We start from the raw sequence: 17,669 nt of genomic DNA on the forward strand, positions 1-17,669 counted from the left end.
TCTTAGAGGCCGAGTTCCGACTCGAACGCGCCTTCTTCCAACCGTGCCTTGATGGTCTGCAGGAATCGGCCGGCGTCCGCACCGTCAACCAGACGGTGATCGTACGTCAGCGGAAGGTACATCATCGATCGGATAGCGATCGAGTCGTTACCGTCCTGATCCGTCACCACGACCGGGCGCTTGACGATGGCGCCGGTGCCGATGATGCCGACCTGAGGCTGGTTGATGATCGGAGTGTCGAACAGAGCGCCGACGCTACCGATGTTCGTGATGGTGAACGTGCCGCCGGACAACTCGTCCGGGCCGATCTTGCCCGTCCGCGTGCGCTCGGCCAGATCCGTGATCTTGCCGGCGATACCGGCCAGGCTCAGATCCCCGGCATCCCGAATGACCGGGACGAGCAAGCCGCGCTCGGTGTCGACGGCGACCGCCAAATGCTCCGCATCGAAATACGTGATCTCGTGAGAATCCCCGTCGTAGGCCGCGTTCACCTTCGGGTGGTTCTTCAACGCTTCGACGACGGCCTTGGCGATGAACGGCAGGAACGAGAGCTTGACGCCCTCGTTTTCCAAGAACTTCGCCTTCGCCTTGGCCCGGAGAGCGGCGACACGGGTCATGTCGACCTCGACCGTCGACGTCAGCTGGGCCGACACCTCGAGCGATTCCTTCATCCGCTTGGCGATCGTCTGCCGGATGCGCGGCGCCTTTTGGACGGTGCCGCGCAACTTGGCGGCTTCGTCGCTGATCGCGGCCGGCGCGGCGGGAGCCTTGGCGCCGGACTTCTGCGCAGCATCGAGCACATCCTGTTTACGGATTCGGCCGCCGACGCCGGTGCCGGTCAGCGACGACAGATCGACGTTCTTTTCGGCAGCGAGCTTGCGCACGAGCGGCGTGACGTAGCCGCCGCTGTCGACCGCGGCACGCGGTGCGGACGACGCGGACTTGGACGAGCCGGCCGCGGACGACGCAGGCTTGGAGGACGGTTCCGGTGCGGGCGCTTGCGGCGCCGGTGGGGCCGTCTCCTGTTCGACTGCGGCGCTCGGAGCGGCCGGAGCGCTTTCCTGCGGCGCAGCGGGAGCCGGCTCCGGTTCCGGCTCGGGCTCCGGCTCCGGTTCGGGCTCGGGACTGTCTGCGGCCGGTTCGGAAGCCGAGTCCGCCGGGGCGCCTGAGCCGACGACGGCCAGCGCGGCGCCGACCTCGACAGTCTCGTCTTCGCTGACCAGAATCTTTTGCACGGTACCGGCCAGCGGCGACGGAATTTCGGTGTCCACCTTGTCGGTCGAGACCTCGAGCAGCGGCTCGTCGACATCGACCTGATCGCCGACCTCCTTGAGCCATCGCGTCACGGTGCCTTCCGTGACGCTTTCGCCCAGGGCCGGCATCGTCACTTCGGACCCGTCGTCCGATCCGCCCTGCTCGGATGAGGCGGACGGCGCTGCGGCTTCGGCTGCGGGCTCTTCGGCTTCCTGTTCCGGCTCGGCGGCCGTGTCGGGCTCTTCGGCTTCCTGCGCCGGTTCGGCAGCATCGGCCGACCCGCCGTCGTCCGCACCGGAGCCGTCGCCGATCACGGCGAGATCGGCGCCGACCTCGACCGTCTCGTCCTCGTCGGCGAGGATCTTCTCGACGGTGCCGGCGTACGGCGAGGGGATCTCGGTGTCGACCTTGTCGGTCGACACCTCCAGTAACGGTTCGTCTACCTCGACCTGCTCACCCACCTGCTTGAGCCATCGTGTCACTGTGCCTTCTGTGACACTTTCGCCAAGTGCAGGCATCTGCACGGAGTTCGACATCTTTTTACCGTCTCTCCTTTATCGGGTGAATTTACGCGTGGAAGTGGAGTGGTTTGCCCGCCAATGCGAGGTTAGCCTCACCCATGGCTTCCGTCTGCGTGGGGTGTGCATGGATCAGCTGGGCGACCTCCTCGGGGAACGCCTCCCAGTTGACGATGAGCTGGCTTTCGCCTGCTTGTTCGCTCATGCGCGCGCCGATCGCGTGCACGCCGACGACGGGGCCGTCCTTTTCGCGAACGAGCTTGACGAACCCGTTGGTTTTCAAAATGACGCTCTTGCCGTTGCCGCCCAAACCGTATTCGAGCGATTCGACACTGTCGTCGCCGAACTTCTCCTTGGCCTGCTTTTCGCTGAGACCGACCGAGGTGATCTCCGGCTCGCAGTACGTCACGCGCGGGATGCCTGTCTCGTCGATCGGTGCCGGCTTCAGCCCGGCAATCTCCTCGGCGACGAAAATGCCCTGGCCAAAGCCACGGTGGGCAAGCTGCAGGCCCGGGACGATGTCGCCAACGGCGTAGATGTTGCCGACGCCGGTGTGCAATCGCTCGTCGGTGATGACGAATCCGCGATCCATGGTGATGCCGGCTTCTTCGTATCCGAGATCCCCGGTGACCGGGCCGCGCCCGACCGCGACCAGCAGCAGATCGGCTTCGACGGTCTTGCCGTCTTCAAGCGAGACCTTCACGCCGTTGTCGTCTTGTTCGACGGACTTGAAGCGGACGCCGACGTGCGAGTTGATCTTGCGCTTGCGGAACGCGCGCTCCAGCGTCTTCGACACCGCCTCGTCCTCGAGCGGAGCCAAATGCGGCAGAGCTTCGATGATTGTGACGTCGGCGCCGAAGGACTTCCAGACACTTGCGAATTCGACGCCGATGACGCCGCCGCCCAGGACCGCTACGCGTTCGGGCACGTAATCCAGCTGGAGGGCCTGCTCGGACGTGATGACGCGTCCGCCGATCTCCAGGCCCGGCAGCGACTTCGAGTAGGAGCCGGTCGCCAGCACGATGTTCTTGCCCGTGTAGGTGGCCGTGCCGTCGTCACCCGTCACTTCAATGGTGTCGGTACCGGTCAACTTGCCGGCGCCCGCGATGAACGTGACTCCGCGCGATTTCACCAGCCCCTGCAAGCCCTTGTAATTGCGGGTGATGACGTCTGTCTTGAATTTGTTCACACCGGCCATGTCGATGCCGTCAAAGGAGGCCTTGACGCCGAACGATTCGGCATCCTTGGCCGCGTCCGCGACTTCGGCTGCGTGCAGGAGGGTCTTGGTGGGGATGCAGCCGCGGTGCAGACACGTTCCGCCCAGTTCGGCCTTTTCGATGAGCCCGACATTCAGCCCCAGCTCGGCGCCCCGGAGCGCGGCTGCGTAACCGCCGCTTCCGCTACCGAGAATGAGTAGATCGAATTCCTGGCTTCCGTTGTCGCTCACGCAGTCGCTCCCTAGTATTGAGACTGATTACTGAGCCTATCTTTTCACTATCCGATTCAACTTGTGCAAGTCTCGGGTTGTTCGACTGGTCACAACTTCGCAAAGAACTCCTACCGTCTCGGCGTGCGTTTCGAAAGGCCGCGGCGGGAAATGCGCGGCTCCGGCTTTTCGCCGAATAGCCGAAATGCGCCCCGTACCGGATAATCGAGGCAAAGCAATAAACATGGTGGGAGACATATGAGCCGACTTGCCAGACGCCTCCGCGGACTGATGCGCCGCAAGAAGGCGCCGGACCTGTCGACCGGCAACGCGGCGCCGAATCCTCGGCAAGCGGCAAAGGAGCGACGCGAGGCAACGGTTTCGTACGTTCGCGACTTCATTCGTACCCGGGTGGGCGTTGAAGCCTACATTGAACCGGCGACTGCCGCGACGTCGGCGACCCTCTTGCTGATCGCGACGACGGGGGAGTGGACGAGGCGCGCCGTGCCGAGCGAAGAGGCCGGATGGATGCTGGCGCGCGATATGGAGATCCCGGTGTACGACGTGTTGAAGACGGGATATCCGCCGCGGATGCGGGCCTGGACCCGGCGGCGCCGCGGCGAGGCGCGGCGCCGGCCGGGCGGCCGATAGCGGGCGGTCAGCCCGCCGCGATGTCTTCGGCCAAGCTGACAAGGGTACGCACCGGCACCCCGGTGCCTTCCTTACCCGTGTAGCCGAACGGCGCGCCGGCGTTGAACGCCGGCCCGGCGATATCGAGGTGTGCCCACGGGATCCTCGGGGCATCGGTGCCCTTTTCCCGCACCTTCTTTCCGCCCACGGGGCCGATGAACTCCTTCAGGAACAAGCCGGCGACGAGCATGCCGCCGAACTTGGTGCCGACATTGGCAATATCGGCGGTCTGCGAATCCAATCCTTCCCGCAATTCGACGGGCAACGGCATTGGCCAGAATTGCTCGCCGGCGCGCTGAGCGGCGGCAACAACCTGGGAGCGCAGCGCGTCGTCGCCCATCACGCCCGACACCTTGTCGCCCAAGGCGACCATTTGGGCGCCCGTTAGCGTCGCGACATCCAGCACGACGTCCGGATTTTCATCGGTCGCCGCCACAAGCGCGTCGGCCATGACGAGCCGGCCCTCGGCGTCCGTATTGAGCACTTCGACGGTCTTGCCGCCGTGCATGCGCAGCACGTCCGAGGGTCGCTGCGCTGCGCCGCCCGGCATGTTCTCGGCAATTGCCAGCCAGGCGGTGACCCGCACGGGCAGGCCGAGATCGGCAACGGCAAGCACCGACTCGAACGCGGCGGCCGCGCCGCCCATATCGTCTTTCATGGCTTCCATGCCGGCGGCCGGCTTCAGTGAGATTCCGCCCGAATCGAAGGTGATTCCCTTCCCGACCACGGCGATGTGCTTCGAGGCCTTGGCCGGCGCGTAGTCGACCTTGACGAGGCGAGGAGGACGGACCGAACCCTGACCGACGCCGAGGATGCCGCCGAAGCCTTCCTTGGCCAGTTGATTCTCGTCCATGACCGTCACCGTGACGTTCCGCCCCTTGGCGGCGGAACGGACCGAGTCGGCAAACGACGCGGGGTAGAGGTCGGACGGCGGCCGGTTCACGAGGTCGCGGGCGCCATGCACTGCGCGCGCCACCACCAGTGCCCGGTCGACGGCGGCCCGGGCGGTCTTGTGCCGACCCGCCGGGCTGACCACTGTCACGGAAGAGACCGGAGCGGAGGAATCGCTTCCGGTCTTGAACTGCCGGAACGCGTAGGCACCGATCAAGGCGCCTTCGGCGATCGCGCCGACCGCGCCGGCATCCGGGGCCGGCAGGGCGAACGCCACGGACGTCGTCCCGCCCAGTGCGCGCGCGGCGGCACCGGCAGCTCGGCGGAGTTTTTCCCGAGCCTCGTCGCGACCGTCGTCGGTCTCGAGCGCGGAGGCGTCGAAGTCGCCAAGACCGATGCCGAGCACCGATCCGGCCGACACGGCGTCCGGCGCCGGAATCCGATGCGTCTTCTCGGCGGCCGCTGTGGCGCCCACGGCTTTCAGCCCGGCCGTGACGGCCTCGCAGGCCTTCTTCGGAAGTCCTGCGTCAACGAGTTCGACGACGCCGTCGCGGCCGGCCGTCAGGCCGACCACCAACGTGTCGGCCGATACCGATTTGGGGTCTTTGGCGGATACTGCGGCTTGCATGTCAACACTCACGGGTAATTCGATGTCCTCTCGCGGTTGGGGTGTCAAAACGATGCTAGCGTGTCGGCGAATTCGCCGGGAAAAGAAGCAAAGCGATAACGGCCTCGGGCGGCGGTGGAGAAGTTCAGTAAGGTGGGTTGTTGTGTACGAATACGTTTTTCGCTTCGGATTTTCCTGGATGGACGCCGAACTGGCCCATCGAATAGGCTTTGGCGCCATCCGGCTCGCCGACGGGGTTCCCACGGCCCGTCGGCAATTGCGCCGACACTCGATCCGGCGTTCGCATGCGCGGGTTCGGGCTCTCGGATTGGACTTCCCGTCGGTATTCGGCTTGGCGGCCGGTTTCGATAAGAACGGGGTCGGCGTGCGTGCTCTCGCGTCGCTGGGTTTCGGCCACATCGAGGTGGGCACCGTCACGGCACGTCCTCAGCCCGGTAATCCCAAGCCCCGGCTGTTCCGGTTGCCGGACGACCGTGCGGTCGTCAACCGGATGGGGTTCAACAATGTCGGTGCCGCCGAAGTCGCGCGCAATCTGGCGCGTGCGCGCACTGCACTGGCCGAGTATCCGCGCGCTTCGCGTCCCATCATCGGCGTGAACATCGGCAAGTCGAAGGTCGTACCGCTGTCCGAAGCCGTCGACGATTACGTCGAAAGCACTACTATCCTGGCGCCGCTGGCGGACTATCTGGTGATCAACGTGTCGTCGCCCAATACCCCGGGCCTACGCGATCTGCAGTCGGTGGAATCGCTGCGTCCGCTCATTTCCGCAGTGCGCGCAACCGCGGACGCCGTGGCGCCCAGCCCGCGCAGTTCGCTGGGCCACGTGCCGTTGCTCGTGAAGATCGCGCCCGATCTCGCCGACGACGATGTGAAGGCGATCGCCGACCTGGCTGTTGAGCTCGGCGTGGACGGGCTCATCGCCGCCAACACGACTGTCAGCCGTGCCGGACTGAGATCCGGCGGCGACGAGATATCCGACGCAGGCGACGGCGGATTGTCCGGCGAACCGCTGCGTGCCCGCGCCGTGGAAATCCTGAAAATGCTGCGCGAGCACACCGGCGACAAACTCACCCTTGTCTCGGTCGGCGGCGTGACCGACGCCGACGACGTCGACGAACGGATCGTCGCCGGCGCCACGCTCGTGCAGGGATATACCGGTTTTTTGTACGAAGGGCCGTTCTGGGCCTCGCGCATCGTCAAGGGCGTATCGGCCAATCCGACGAGCCGGCCGGGCCGGCGCCGCGACGGCGGCGTGCACGAGGAGGAATCGTGAGCGACGCATTCGAGTGGGACGTCGTCGAACTCGACGACGGAATTACCCGCGAGGAGGCGCTCCGCGCGCTCGGCAACGAACGCCCGGGCGAGTCCGGCGAGTGGACGCGGTTTGCCGGGCGGGCCGAGGCCGAGGAATTTCTCGGCGAGAATTGGCGACGCCTGGCGTCGGCCGGCGTCCGGTCGGTGCGGCTGCTTCGCGCCGGCGCCCCGGTTGCGCTCGTGACGCTTGCGGCAGGAGAGTAACCGCCGGTCGATAACCCCGGTGCCGGCCCGCTATTCGGGCTTTTCGCCGCGCTTGACCATGGGCTTTGGCAGCCGCAGCCGGCGGATCTGCATATTGCGCATGATCGCGTAGAAGTTCAAACCCCGCTCACGCTTGTCGAATTTCTTCTTCAGCCGCCGGTTCAGCCCGGCTACGACGATTATCGAATCGCCCACCAAAATCAAGACGACCACGTACAGCGCGATCTGAGCGATGTTGCCGATCGGGGTCTGCTGGAAAAAGCCGAAAAAGACGACAACCAGCGCCAAGATCATGAAGTATTCGCCGACCGAATGGCGTGAATCGACGTAGTCCCGCGTGAATCGGCGCTGCGGGCCCTTATCGCGCGGCTGCAGGTAACGCTCGTCGCCGGCCATCATGCCCTCGCGGGCACGCTGGCGCTGCTCCCGTTCAACGTCGCGGGAGCGCTTTGCCGCCTGTTTGCGGTCGGCGGGCACGAGCGGCCGCTTCCGTGCGGCCTCCTGATCCTTGCGCTTCGGGGTCGGCCGGCCCTTGCCGCCGGGCTTTGGTTCTGGGGCGGGCTGCGGCGCCTCGGTAGTCGCTTTACGTCCAAACACACTTCCAGACTACCGTGATCGTATGACAGATGATTCCTTGCTCCGTTCCATCGATGCCGATTTCACCCGTACCCTCGACGAATTGGGCTCGCTCGTTGCCATCCCCGGCATCGCGTGGGACTCGTTCGACCCCGCCGAGTTGGACGCGTGCGCGCGCCGCGTCGAGTCGTTGATCCGCGACACCGGATTCGACGACGTCGAAATTCTCCGCGCAACGCGCCCGGACGGCCGTCCCGGTGCCCCCGGGATCATCGCCCGACGCCCGGCGCCGGAGGGGAGGCCCACAGTGTTGTTGTACGCGCACATGGACGTGCAGCCTCCCGGTGAACGTGACCTGTGGAACACGGAACCGTTCGAAGCCACGCGTGTGGGCGATCGCATTTTCGGGCGCGGGGCGGCCGACGACAAGGCCGGCATCATGGCTCACCTGGCGGCCGTTCGTGCACTGCGCGACGAGCTTGACGTCGGCGTGACGTTGTTCTTCGAAGGAGAAGAAGAGGCGGGGAGCCCGAGCTTCCGGAACTTCCTGGAGACGTACCGCGACCGGTTGGCCGCCGACGTCATAGTCGTTGCCGATTCGGGTAACTGGACGACCGAAGTGCCGGCGCTGACAACGACGCTGCGGGGTCTGGCATCGCTCGAATTCGAAGTCGCCACGCTCGACCACGCAGTCCACTCGGGGATGTACGGCGGCCCGGTGCCGGACGCCGCCACGGCCATGATCAGGCTGCTGTCGACTTTGCACACTGATGACGGATCGGTCGCCGTTCCCGGACTGGTATCGGCGCCGGCGCCGGAGATCGACTACCCCGAGGACACGCTGCGTGCCGACGCCGGGATGCTGGACGGCGTCCGGATGCTCGGTACCGGCGGGCTTGCCGAGAGGCTGTGGACCAAACCGTCGTTGACGGTCATCGGCGTGGACCTGCCGAAGGTGGACGTGGCATCGAATACTCTGCAAGGCAGCGTCAAGGCGAAATTGTCGATGCGGTTGGCCGCCGGGCAGGACCCGGAGGAGGCGTTGCAGTCGCTCAAGACGCATCTGACCGAGTCCGCGCCGTTCGGGGCCCGGGTGACTTTCATCGATGAGGAGACCGGCAAACCGTGGTCTGCTCCGGCCGATGCGCCGGCCATGCGGTTGGCACACGACGCCATGACCGAGGCGTGGGGAACGCCTGCCGTCGACATCGGCATCGGCGGATCGATCCCGTTCATCGCGGATCTGATCGAATTGTTCGACGATGCCGAGATTCTTGTCACGGGCGTGGAGGATCCGGATTCGCGGGCGCACAGCGCCAATGAATCTCTGCATGTGCCTGGATTCAAGAAGGCGATCCTGTCCGAAGCGCTGCTGCTGCGCAAGCTCGGATCGAAATAGTATGCGCGGCAGGGGCGGGACCGTCGCCCGGATCGCGTATCGTGGGAAAAGAAGTAGGACGGCGCCGCGCGGGAACAACCGGAATATGCACGGCGTTGAACGAGTGTGAACCGGGCGCGCAGAGTGCGCCGAACGATACGAGTTGGAGGTCATCACGGTGACGGCAACGCAGACTGAAACCGACGTCAAAGAACACGGGGTGACCCTTTCCGAGGTCGCGGCCGGCAAGGTGAAGAGCCTGCTGGACCAAGAGGGCCGCGACGACCTCCGGCTCCGGGTCGCCGTGCAGCCCGGCGGATGCTCGGGCTTGATCTACCAGCTGTACTTCGATGAGAGATTCCTTGACGGCGACGCCGTCCGGGACTTCAACGGCGTCGAGGTCGTCGTCGACCGGATGAGTGTGCCGTATCTTGACGGCGCCACCATCGACTTCTCGGACACCATCGAAAAGCAAGGCTTCACCATCGACAACCCGAACGCGGGCGGCTCGTGCGCGTGCGGAGACTCCTTCTCCTGACGGGGTTCAACTAGGTCATGGACGTCGAGGACCTGCGAGCAGTCGGTACCGAACTGGACTCCTCGCAGGTCCTTTCCGCGTATCGTGCCGGTTTGTTCCCGATGGGCCTCGGCGACGGGGGCGGCCCGCCCATGGGCTGGTGGTTCCCGGTGTCTCGCGGGATCATCGATCTCGAAGCCGGACGCCGTCCGCGGTCTCTTCGACGGGCTCGTGCCAAATTCGATATCCGCGTCGACACCGCTTTCCCCGATGTGCTGGCCGCGTGCGCCGATCCCGCGCGCCCTGGCCGCTGGATTTCGGACCGGATGATCGATGTGTACACCGGCTTGCACGAGGCCGGCTGGGCGCATTCCGTGGAGGCCTGGGACGACAGTGGGCTCGCAGGCGGCCTCTACGGCATCGGGATCGGCGGATTCTTTGCCGGCGAATCGATGTTCCATTGGCGCACCGATGCGTCCAAGGCGGCGGTGGCAGGCCTTGTCGACATCATGTGCGAGGAGCCCGGCGGCCCCGACTCGCGCCTCGTCGATGTCCAATGGACGACGCCGCATTTGAAGACCATCGGAGCGGTCGACGTCACGCGTCAGGACTATCTGGCGCGGCTGCGCCGCGCGTTGAGGGCCGAACCGCCGACACGACTTTGCAGATAGGGGACCCTCACCGGGATTTCTACCTGATGTAGCGATATGGTGGGTAACGAACAAATAGCCTGTTTCGTTCCAAGCGATTTTCCGGCGGATTCACGGCGGATGTTGCGGCAGGGCGAATAAGACCTCGGAAGGGCTGCAAGTGCGCTCTCAGCAAAGCTCTTTGGGCCAGACCCCACGAAAGTGGCCCAAACGCGCCATCGTTGCCGGAGCAGGGGCGTTGACGCTCCTGACCTCCGGCTGTTCGATGGCCGAAGTCAAGCGTGGTTTCCTGCCGGCATCATCGGAAGGCGCGACGAACCATACGGCCGACATCACGCACCTGTGGAACGGCGGATGGGCAGCTGCCATGATGATCGGCCTCGTCGTGTGGGGCCTCATCATCTGGTGTCTCGTCGTTTATCGTCGGCGCAAGCATGAGACAGGTCTGCCGGCACAGCTGCGCTACAGCATGCCGATCGAGGCGTTCTACATCGCCGTACCGCTGATCATGGTCATCGTGTTCTACTTCTTCACGGTAAAAACCGAGAACTCGGTCGACAAGCCGTATAAGCATCCCGACCAGGTCATTCAGGTCTACGGCAAGCAGTGGAGCTGGGATTTCAACTACCTCACGGAGAACGTGTACTACTCGGGTGTCCAAGTGGCGTTGAACGGCACGACGGCGCCGGGCAAGAAGGTTCCGACGCTGTACCTGCCGGCGAACAAGAAGATCCAGATCAAGCTGGATTCGCGCGACGTCGTCCACTCGTTCTGGGTGCCCGCGTTCTTACAGAAGCGCGATATTTTCCCGGGTCGAGAGAGCAGCATTTACTTGGAGCCGCTCAAGGTCGGAACCTACGCCGGCAAATGTGCCGAGTTGTGCGGTGAATACCACTCGGAGATGTTGTTCAACGTGAAGGTCGTCCCCGAAGCGCAGTACCAGCAATACATTCAATCGTTGAAGAAGCAGGGGAATACGGGCAAGCTCGGCCCGCAGTACAACCGCAACCCTGATCTCCGCACGCCGAAACAAGAAGAGGCCGGATCATGACGTATGCAACTGAAGCGTCGACGTTTCAAGGCGTCCAGGTAACCCCGCGAAGCAAAGGCAAGATAGTTGTCTCGTGGATCACGACGACCGATCACAAAACTATCGGGTATCTCTACCTGATCACGTCGTTCGTGTTCTTCCTTCTCGGCGGCCTGATGGCCCTGTTGATGCGTGCCGAGCTCTGGGAGCCGGGCATGCAGGTGCTGTCGACCAAAGAGCAGTACAACCAGATGTTCACCATGCACGGCACGATCATGCTGCTGATGTTCGCCACTCCGTTGTTTGCGGGCTTTGCGAACGTGGTCATGCCGTTGCAGATCGGTGCGCCGGACGTCGCGTTCCCCCGGCTGAACGCGATTGCCTACTGGCTGTACCTTTTTGGCTCGGTCATGGTCGTTGGCGGGTTCCTCACCCCGCAAGGCGCCGCATCGTTCGGCTGGTTCGCCTACGCTCCGCTTTCCTCAACGACGTATTCACCGGGCTTCGGTGGAGATTTATGGGTGTTCGGCCTCGCCCTGTCCGGGTTCGGCACCATTCTCGGGTCGGTCAACTTCATCACGACAATCATCTGCATGCGCGCACCCGGCATGACGATGTTCCGGATGCCGATCTTCACCTGGAACATCCTCGTCACAGGCATCCTGGTGATGATGGCATTCCCGCCGCTGGCCGCAGCCCTGTTGGCGCTCGGCGCGGACCGGAAGTTCGGCGCCCACGTCTTTGACGCCTCGAACGGGGGGCCACTGCTCTGGCAGCACTTGTTCTGGTTCTTCGGCCACCCCGAGGTTTACATCATTGCCATCCCGTTCTTCGGGATCGTGTCCGAGATCTTCCCGGTGTTCAGCCGCAAACCCGTCTTCGGGTACAAGGGTCTCGTCTTCGCGACCATCTCGATTGCCGCGCTGTCGGTGTCGGTGTGGGCGCACCATATGTACGTCACCGGCGCCGTCCTGCTGCCGTTCTTCGCCTTCATGACGATGCTGATCGCCATCCCGACCGGCCTGAAGATCTTCAACTGGGTCGGCACTATGTTCAAGGGGTCTCTCACCTTCGAGACCCCGATGCTCTGGTCGCTCGGATTCCTCGTGACCTTCACGTTCGGCGGCCTGACGGGTGTGATCTTGTCCAGCCCGCCGTTGGATCTGCAGCTTTCCGACTCGTACTTCGTGGTGGCGCACTTCCACTACGTCGTCTTCGGCACCGTCGTGTTCGCCATGTTCGCCGGTTTCTACTTCTGGTGGCCCAAGTGGACGGGCAAGATGCTCAACGAAACCCTGGGTAAGATCCACTTCTGGATGCTGTTCATCGGCTTCCATGCCACGTTCTTGATCCAGCACTGGCTGGGTGTGAAGGGCATGCCGCGCCGGTACGCTGACTATCTGCCGCAAGATCATTTCCAGTGGATGAACGATGTGTCGACAATCGGGTCGTTCCTGCTGGGCGCGTCCATGATCCCGTTCTTCTGGAACGTGTTCCGCACCGCTCGGAAGGCCAAGCAGGTCACGGTCGACGACCCGTGGGGGTATGGCGGTTCGCTCGAATGGGCAACGTCCTGCCCGCCGCCGCGGCACAACTTCAACTCGTTGCCGCGCATCCGTTCCGAGCGCCCGGCGTTCGACCTGCACCATCCGGAGATGATTCCGTTCGCACAGCGACCGTCGTTCGCATCGGTCGGTGCGGGCTCCTCGGGTAGTTCCGCAGATTCCGAGAGGGGAGAAAACAATTGAAGGTTGAAACCTGGGTATTCCTCCTGATCGGTATCGTGTTCTTCACGCCTGTCGCAATCATCTACGGCACGGCGACGAACTGGAACGAACCCGTGGGAGCGGCGGGTCTGTTCCTGTGCGCCGGACTCGGCGTGCTCGTCGGCGGCTATCTGTTCCAGACATCGCGCCGTATCGATGAACGCCCCGAAGACGACCCGAACGCCCGGATCGAAGACGGCGATTCGGAGATCGGATTCTTCGCCCCGTGGAGCTGGTGGCCGATCCTGCTGGCAGCTGCCGCCGCGATCATCTTCCTGGGAGTGGCAATCGGCATCTGGATCAGCTTCATCGGCGCCGGTTTCGGTATCGTTGCCTTGCTCGGCTGGGTCTTTGAGTTCTACCGCGGAGACCACGCCCACTAGGTCCGCCTCCGTCGCCCTATCCGCAAAACGCCCTGTGGCGTCGGGAACGCGCTGTCATGACAGCGCGTTCCCGACGCCACAGGGCGTTCTGCCGTGATGATCGCAAATGCCCGAGCAAGTACTTAAGGTTGCCGCGGCGCGCCCACGTGGGCCGTTGCATTCGCAGAACGCGTCGTGACGTATAGAGCGCGCTGTCATGACGGCGCGTTCCTGATGCCGTGGCGCGTTTTGCGTTGGGGGAGCGTGTGGGGGTCCGCCGGGCGGGCGTGCTGTGGCGCTTGTGGGTTCGTGGTGGGCTGTGCGGCGCAGGCGTTGGAGGCTGCGTGGGCTGCGTGCGGGCGTTGGAGGCTGCGTGGGCTGTATGCGGAGGATTGAGGCGGAGTGAGCGCGCAGGGCCGTTGAGCGCGTGTATTGCAGGCGGCGTCGCATTCGCAGAACGCGTCGTGACGTATAGAGCGCGCTGTCATGACGGCGCGTTCCGGATGCCGTGGCGCGTTTTGCACTGGGGGAGCGTGTAGGGGTCCGCCGGGCGGGGCAGGCTGTGTACGCGGGCGTTGGAGGCTTGCGTGGGCTGTACGCGGAGGGATTGAGGCGGAGTGAGTGCGCGGGGCCGTTGAGCGCGGGCGTTGGAGGCGGCGTCGCATTCGCAGAACGCGTCGTGACGTATAGAGCGCGCTGTCATGACGGCGCGTTCCTGATGCCGTGGCGCGTTTTGCGCTGGGGGAGCCGTGTAGGCGGTGCCGGCCGGGCGCGGCAATCAGACGAAGGCAGTAATGATCATGCAAAAACTCGGTGTGGCGTACCTGACGCCACACCGAGTTTCGTACGGAAGAGGGGAGATCAGTTCTCCGTGAAGCTGGTGTTCTCGCGGTGGATGACGCCGCCGGAGAACTCCTCCTCATTGTCGTACTGGCCCTCGATCGAGAGCGCCTCATCGTTGACCTGGCCCTCGTGGCCGTGATGACCGGCCTCGAGCTCGGCCGGCGATACGGGCGCAACGCGGTCTTCAAAGAAGAACCGGGAGAGCCTGCCGCGAACCTTCTCGGCAAATGGAACCTTGCCCTCATTATCGGGCTGTGCCGGAATGACCTCGGGCGATTCGAAACCGACGAGCTCCCACCGACGGTGGGGATCGAACTGCTCGTGCACCTCGGTGTATTCCCCGTGGGGAAGGCGGATGATGCGGCCCGATTCGAGCCCGTGGAGCGCCGTCTCGCGATCCTTGCGCTGCAGCGCGAGGCACATGCGCTTCGTCACCCAGAAGGCGATAACGGGACCGAAGAAGAACAGGAACCGCAATGCGTAGGTGACCTGTTCCAACGACAGCTTGAATTGAACCGCGATCACGTCGGATCCAGCCGCCGTCCACATCACGCAGTACCAAACGACGCCTGCTACGCCGATACCCGTCCGGACCGGGGCGTTACGGGGACGGTCGAGAATGTGGTGCTCGCGGTCGTCCTTTGTGACCCAGGCTTCGAGCATCGGGTAAAGGAACAAGAGTCCGAAGATGACGATGACGGGCCCGAGTGCCGGAAGCAGAATATTCAGCGAAATGGGGTAGCCGCCAATGTGGATCTCGCCCCAACCGGGCATGAGACGCAGCGCGCCGTCCATGAACCCGATATACCAGTCCGGCTGAGTACCTGCCGAGATAGGCGAAGGGTCGTAGGGCCCGTAATTCCAAATCGGGTTGATGGTGAACGCGGCGCCCATGAAGCCGATGACGCCGAAGATGATGAAGAAGAAGCCGCCGGCCTTGGCCATGAACACCGGAAGCACCGGCTCGCCCACGACGTTCTTCTCCGTTTTGCCGGGCCCGGGATATTGCGTGTGCTTGTGCAAGACCACCAGGAAGAGGTGGATCACGATCATCAACAGAATCGCTGCCGGTACCAGCAGAATGTGCAGCGTGTACAGACGTGAAACGATGTCGCTTCCGGGGAACTGTCCACCGAACAGGAAGAACGAAAGGTAGGTGCCGATCAGCGGGATCGCTTCAATGATGCCGTCGATGATGCGCAGGCCGTTGCCCGACAGCAGATCGTCGGGGAGCGAGTAACCGGTGAATCCGTCGGCCATGCCCAACAGGATCAGCGTGCCGCCGATCATCCAGTTCATTTCGCGGGGCTTGCGGAACGCGCCGGTGAAGAACACACGAAGCATGTGCACGCTCATGGCTGCCATGAACAGCAACGCAGCCCAGTGGTGCATTTGGCGCATCAAGAGTCCGCCGCGCACGTCGAACGAGATGTTCAACGTCGAGTTGAACGCTTCGGAGACCTCAATGCCGCGCAGGGGCTGGTAGGGGCCGGAATACACGGTTTCACCCATGGCCGGGTGAAAGAAGAACGTCAGAAACGTTCCGGTGAGCAGCAAGATGATGAAGCTGTACAGAGCGATTTCGCCGAGCATGAAGGACCAATGCTGCGGAAAGATCTTGCGACCGAATTCGCGGACTGCCTTGGAGGCGCCGTACCGGCTTTCGATGTTGAAAGCGGCCTTGCCGATCTGCGTCTTGGGTTCTGTTGTCGAGGTACTCATCAGTGGTTCATCTCCCAGAAGCTCGGTCCGACCGGAGCTTGGAAGTCAGATCGCGCGACCAGATATCCTTCGGAATCAACGGTGATCGGAAGTTGCGGAAGCGGCCGTTTTGCCGGACCGAAGATCACCTTGCATTCGTGCGTGACATCAAATGTCGACTGGTGGCACGGGCACAGCAAATGGTGAGTGCGGTGCTCGTACAGCGCCACCGGGCATCCGACGTGGGTGCAAATCTTCGAATAGGCGACGATGCCGTTGTAGTTCCAATTCTCGCGGCCCTTGCTCACGTGTAGCTGGTCGGGTTCGAGACGCATCACCAGGACGGCGGCCTTGGCCTTGTCGTCGAGCGGCTCGTCCGATTTGTGCAGGTCTTCCGGGATGACGTGGAAGACCGATCCCTCGGTGACGTCGGAAGCCCTGATGAGTGCCGGATGCTCAGGCACGCCACCGGAGTCCTTGGCCAGTCGAACACCCTTGCGCCACATCGTGTGGTGCATGACCCTGCCGGGCAGCGGACCGAGGTCGCGGAACACGAGGATGGCGGGCAGCGGCACGAGCGCCAGGGCGGCGATCATGCTGTTGCGAATGAGTGAACGACGGGCGATGCCGGATTCTTCTTTGCCCTGGCGAATGATCTCCAGCGCAACCGCTTGATCCTCGTCACTGCCGGCGAGCTGGTGCCTGTCTTCGGACAGCTCGCGGTCGGGCATGAGCGTCTTGCCCCAGTGCACAGCGGCGATGCCTATCGCAAAGAAGGCGATACCGGTGCCGAGCCCCAGCATCAACGTGGACATCCGGATGCTGGCCATTGTCGCGCCCGGCGTGAAGACGAAGTACGAAACAATGAACAGCAGCGTGCCGATTATTGAAACCGAGAACAGGATCGCAACTTGGCGTTCGGAACGCTTGGCGGCCTCCGGCTCGGTATCGGTAATACGGTACGAGTGTTCTTCCGGACCGGGGTTGGTGAAAGCGTCTTCGGTAGCGGATGAGCCGACGACTGCATTCGAAGTCTCAGAGGTGGGGTGCTCGGATGAGCTCATCGTCTCCCTCGCCTTGTCGTTGGGATGGTGTGCATGAAAACTGTGTCGTTCCTTACTTATGCCGCGCGGCTAACCAGACCGTCGTCGCGATGATGAAGCCGAGACCGAAGACCCAGGCGAAGAGCCCTTCCGAGATCGGCCCGATCGAGCCGAGCTTGAATCCGCCGGGCGACGGGTTGCTGGTCACGGCCTTCAAATAGGTGACGATGTTCTGCTTGTCTTTCGGCGTCAGGTTCGCGTCGTTGAACACGGGCATGTTCTGCGGACCGGTCTCCATTGCCTCGTAGATGTGCGCCGACGAGACATCGGAAAGGTTCGGCGCGTACTTGCCCTGTGTCAGTGCGCCGCCGGCGCCGACGACGTTATGGCACATGGCGCAGTTCGTACGGAACAGCGCACCACCTGCAGCGGCGTCGCCTTCGTTGGTGTTGAGTTCTTCTTTGGTGGGAATGGCAGGTCCGGGACCGAACGAAGCGACGTACGCAGCAAGCTGCTTGACCTGCTTATCGGTGAACATCGGATCGCGCTGCGCACCCTGTGGGCCCTGCATGGCCAAGGGCATGCGCCCCGTGCCTACCTGGAAGTCGACGGCCGCGGCGCCGACACCGACGAGCGACGGGCCGCTCGCGGTGCCCTGGCCGCTCTTTCCGTGGCAGGTCGCGCAGTTGGCGATGAAGAGCTTCTTGCCGTGCCCCAAGTTCTCGCTGCTGGCCGTTTGCGCGTTCGCCGTGCTGTTCGACTGAAAAACGGCGTAGATGCCGCCGGTGAACAAAAGTCCCAACAACAGCAGCACAACGACTGCCATGGGGTGTCTGCGTCGGGCCGCTAGTGCCTTCACTGCCAAACCTCGTCTCGTC

16 protein-coding genes are annotated in these 17,669 nt (G+C 63.7%); 9 read left to right on the plus strand and 7 right to left on the minus strand.

From position 1 onward, the window contains the following. Positions 1–2 precede the first annotated feature (2 nt). Both sucB and lpdA read right to left on the minus strand, forming a co-directional pair. A complete protein-coding gene (gene sucB / locus BJY26_RS13165; protein ID WP_179428695.1) occupies positions 3–1,790 on the minus strand; it encodes a 2-oxoglutarate dehydrogenase, E2 component, dihydrolipoamide succinyltransferase in 1,788 nt (595 codons plus the stop codon). A gap of 31 nt (positions 1,791–1,821) precedes the next feature. Continuing rightward, entirely contained in the window at positions 1,822–3,219 is a 1,398-nt protein-coding gene (lpdA, locus tag BJY26_RS13170; protein ID WP_179428696.1) for a dihydrolipoyl dehydrogenase, read from the minus strand. A gap of 237 nt (positions 3,220–3,456) precedes the next feature. Between lpdA and BJY26_RS13175 the strand changes: the two genes are divergently transcribed. Continuing rightward, complete coding sequence (locus BJY26_RS13175; protein ID WP_237249137.1) at positions 3,457–3,849, plus strand: oxidoreductase; 393 nt, start codon at positions 3,457–3,459, stop codon at positions 3,847–3,849. Between the two features lie 7 nt (positions 3,850–3,856). Here BJY26_RS13175 and BJY26_RS13180 read toward each other — a convergent pair whose 3' ends face one another. Next, complete coding sequence (locus BJY26_RS13180) at positions 3,857–5,407, minus strand: leucyl aminopeptidase (RefSeq protein WP_179428697.1); 1,551 nt, start codon at positions 5,405–5,407, stop codon at positions 3,857–3,859. Between the two features lie 142 nt (positions 5,408–5,549). Between BJY26_RS13180 and BJY26_RS13185 the strand changes: the two genes are divergently transcribed. Together BJY26_RS13185 and BJY26_RS13190 are read left to right on the plus strand one after the other, a co-directional pair. After that, positions 5,550–6,680, plus strand: a complete 1,131-nt coding sequence (locus BJY26_RS13185; protein WP_308191274.1) for a quinone-dependent dihydroorotate dehydrogenase — start codon at positions 5,550–5,552, stop codon at positions 6,678–6,680. Next, positions 6,677–6,925: a hypothetical protein gene (locus BJY26_RS13190; RefSeq protein WP_179428699.1), complete on the plus strand. Its 249-nt coding sequence runs from the start codon at positions 6,677–6,679 to the stop codon at positions 6,923–6,925. The genes BJY26_RS13185 and BJY26_RS13190 overlap by 4 nt, the downstream gene beginning before the upstream one ends. A gap of 30 nt (positions 6,926–6,955) precedes the next feature. On the opposite strand, the gene BJY26_RS13195 is transcribed toward BJY26_RS13190, so the two are convergent. Next, on the minus strand, positions 6,956–7,402 hold the full coding sequence (locus BJY26_RS13195; RefSeq protein WP_237249136.1) for a DUF3043 domain-containing protein: 447 nt from the start codon (positions 7,400–7,402) through the stop codon (positions 6,956–6,958). A 142-nt stretch (positions 7,403–7,544) separates the two neighbouring features. Between BJY26_RS13195 and BJY26_RS13200 the strand changes: the two genes are divergently transcribed. The 6 genes from BJY26_RS13200 (at position 7,545) to BJY26_RS13225 (ending at position 13,225) form a co-directional block, all read left to right on the plus strand. Continuing rightward, entirely contained in the window at positions 7,545–8,900 is a 1,356-nt protein-coding gene (locus tag BJY26_RS13200) for a dipeptidase (RefSeq protein ID WP_179428701.1), read from the plus strand. 157 nt (positions 8,901–9,057) lie between these two features. Further along, on the plus strand, positions 9,058–9,417 hold the full coding sequence (locus tag BJY26_RS13205) for a HesB/IscA family protein (protein ID WP_372465390.1): 360 nt from the start codon (positions 9,058–9,060) through the stop codon (positions 9,415–9,417). Between the two features lie 17 nt (positions 9,418–9,434). Then, positions 9,435–10,067, plus strand: a complete 633-nt coding sequence (gene aat, locus BJY26_RS13210; RefSeq protein ID WP_179428702.1) for a leucyl/phenylalanyl-tRNA--protein transferase — start codon at positions 9,435–9,437, stop codon at positions 10,065–10,067. A 139-nt stretch (positions 10,068–10,206) separates the two neighbouring features. After that, a complete protein-coding gene (gene ctaC / locus BJY26_RS13215; protein ID WP_237249135.1) occupies positions 10,207–11,097 on the plus strand; it encodes an aa3-type cytochrome oxidase subunit II in 891 nt (296 codons plus the stop codon). Beyond that, positions 11,094–12,824 carry an aa3-type cytochrome oxidase subunit I gene (gene ctaD / locus BJY26_RS13220; RefSeq protein ID WP_179428703.1) on the plus strand — a complete coding sequence of 577 codons (1,731 nt, stop codon included), beginning with the start codon at positions 11,094–11,096 and terminating at the stop codon, positions 12,822–12,824. The genes ctaC and ctaD overlap by 4 nt, the downstream gene beginning before the upstream one ends. After that, positions 12,821–13,225 (plus strand): cytochrome c oxidase subunit 4, encoded by a 405-nt coding sequence (locus tag BJY26_RS13225; RefSeq protein ID WP_179428704.1) that lies wholly within the window; start codon positions 12,821–12,823, stop codon positions 13,223–13,225. The genes ctaD and BJY26_RS13225 overlap by 4 nt, the downstream gene beginning before the upstream one ends. 840 nt (positions 13,226–14,065) lie before the next feature. Here the strand turns inward: BJY26_RS13225 and qcrB are convergent. From qcrB to qcrC, 3 genes are read right to left on the minus strand one after another with little or no spacing between them, the layout of a single operon-like run. After that, positions 14,066–15,769: a cytochrome bc1 complex cytochrome b subunit gene (qcrB, locus tag BJY26_RS13230; protein ID WP_179428705.1), complete on the minus strand. Its 1,704-nt coding sequence runs from the start codon at positions 15,767–15,769 to the stop codon at positions 14,066–14,068. After that, positions 15,769–16,812 (minus strand): cytochrome bc1 complex Rieske iron-sulfur subunit, encoded by a 1,044-nt coding sequence (gene qcrA / locus BJY26_RS13235; protein WP_179428706.1) that lies wholly within the window; start codon positions 16,810–16,812, stop codon positions 15,769–15,771. The genes qcrB and qcrA overlap by 1 nt, the downstream gene beginning before the upstream one ends. Before the next feature lie 52 nt (positions 16,813–16,864). Continuing rightward, complete coding sequence (gene qcrC / locus BJY26_RS13240; protein WP_443729160.1) at positions 16,865–17,650, minus strand: cytochrome bc1 complex diheme cytochrome c subunit; 786 nt, start codon at positions 17,648–17,650, stop codon at positions 16,865–16,867. Between the last annotated feature and the right edge of the window lie 19 nt (positions 17,651–17,669).

Origin of the sequence: Spelaeicoccus albus (assembly GCF_013409065.1) — a bacterium.
Classification (GTDB): Bacteria; Actinomycetota; Actinomycetes; order Actinomycetales; family Brevibacteriaceae; genus Spelaeicoccus; species Spelaeicoccus albus.

Excerpts from the sequence above, each read along its gene's own strand:
- sucB (WP_179428695.1), bottom strand. The coding sequence starts at position 1,790 with ATGTCGAACTCCGTGCAGATGCCTGCACTTGGCGAAAGTGTCACAGAA.
- BJY26_RS13175 (WP_237249137.1), top strand. The coding sequence starts at position 3,457 with ATGAGCCGACTTGCCAGACGCCTCCGCGGACTGATGCGCCGCAAGAAG.
- BJY26_RS13180 (WP_179428697.1), bottom strand. The coding sequence starts at position 5,407 with ATGCAAGCCGCAGTATCCGCCAAAGACCCCAAATCGGTATCGGCCGAC.
- BJY26_RS13200 (WP_179428701.1), top strand. The coding sequence starts at position 7,545 with ATGACAGATGATTCCTTGCTCCGTTCCATCGATGCCGATTTCACCCGT.
- aat (WP_179428702.1), top strand. The coding sequence starts at position 9,435 with ATGGACGTCGAGGACCTGCGAGCAGTCGGTACCGAACTGGACTCCTCG.
- ctaD (WP_179428703.1), top strand. The coding sequence starts at position 11,094 with ATGACGTATGCAACTGAAGCGTCGACGTTTCAAGGCGTCCAGGTAACC.
- qcrB (WP_179428705.1), bottom strand. The coding sequence starts at position 15,769 with ATGAGTACCTCGACAACAGAACCCAAGACGCAGATCGGCAAGGCCGCT.
- qcrA (WP_179428706.1), bottom strand. The coding sequence starts at position 16,812 with ATGAGCTCATCCGAGCACCCCACCTCTGAGACTTCGAATGCAGTCGTC.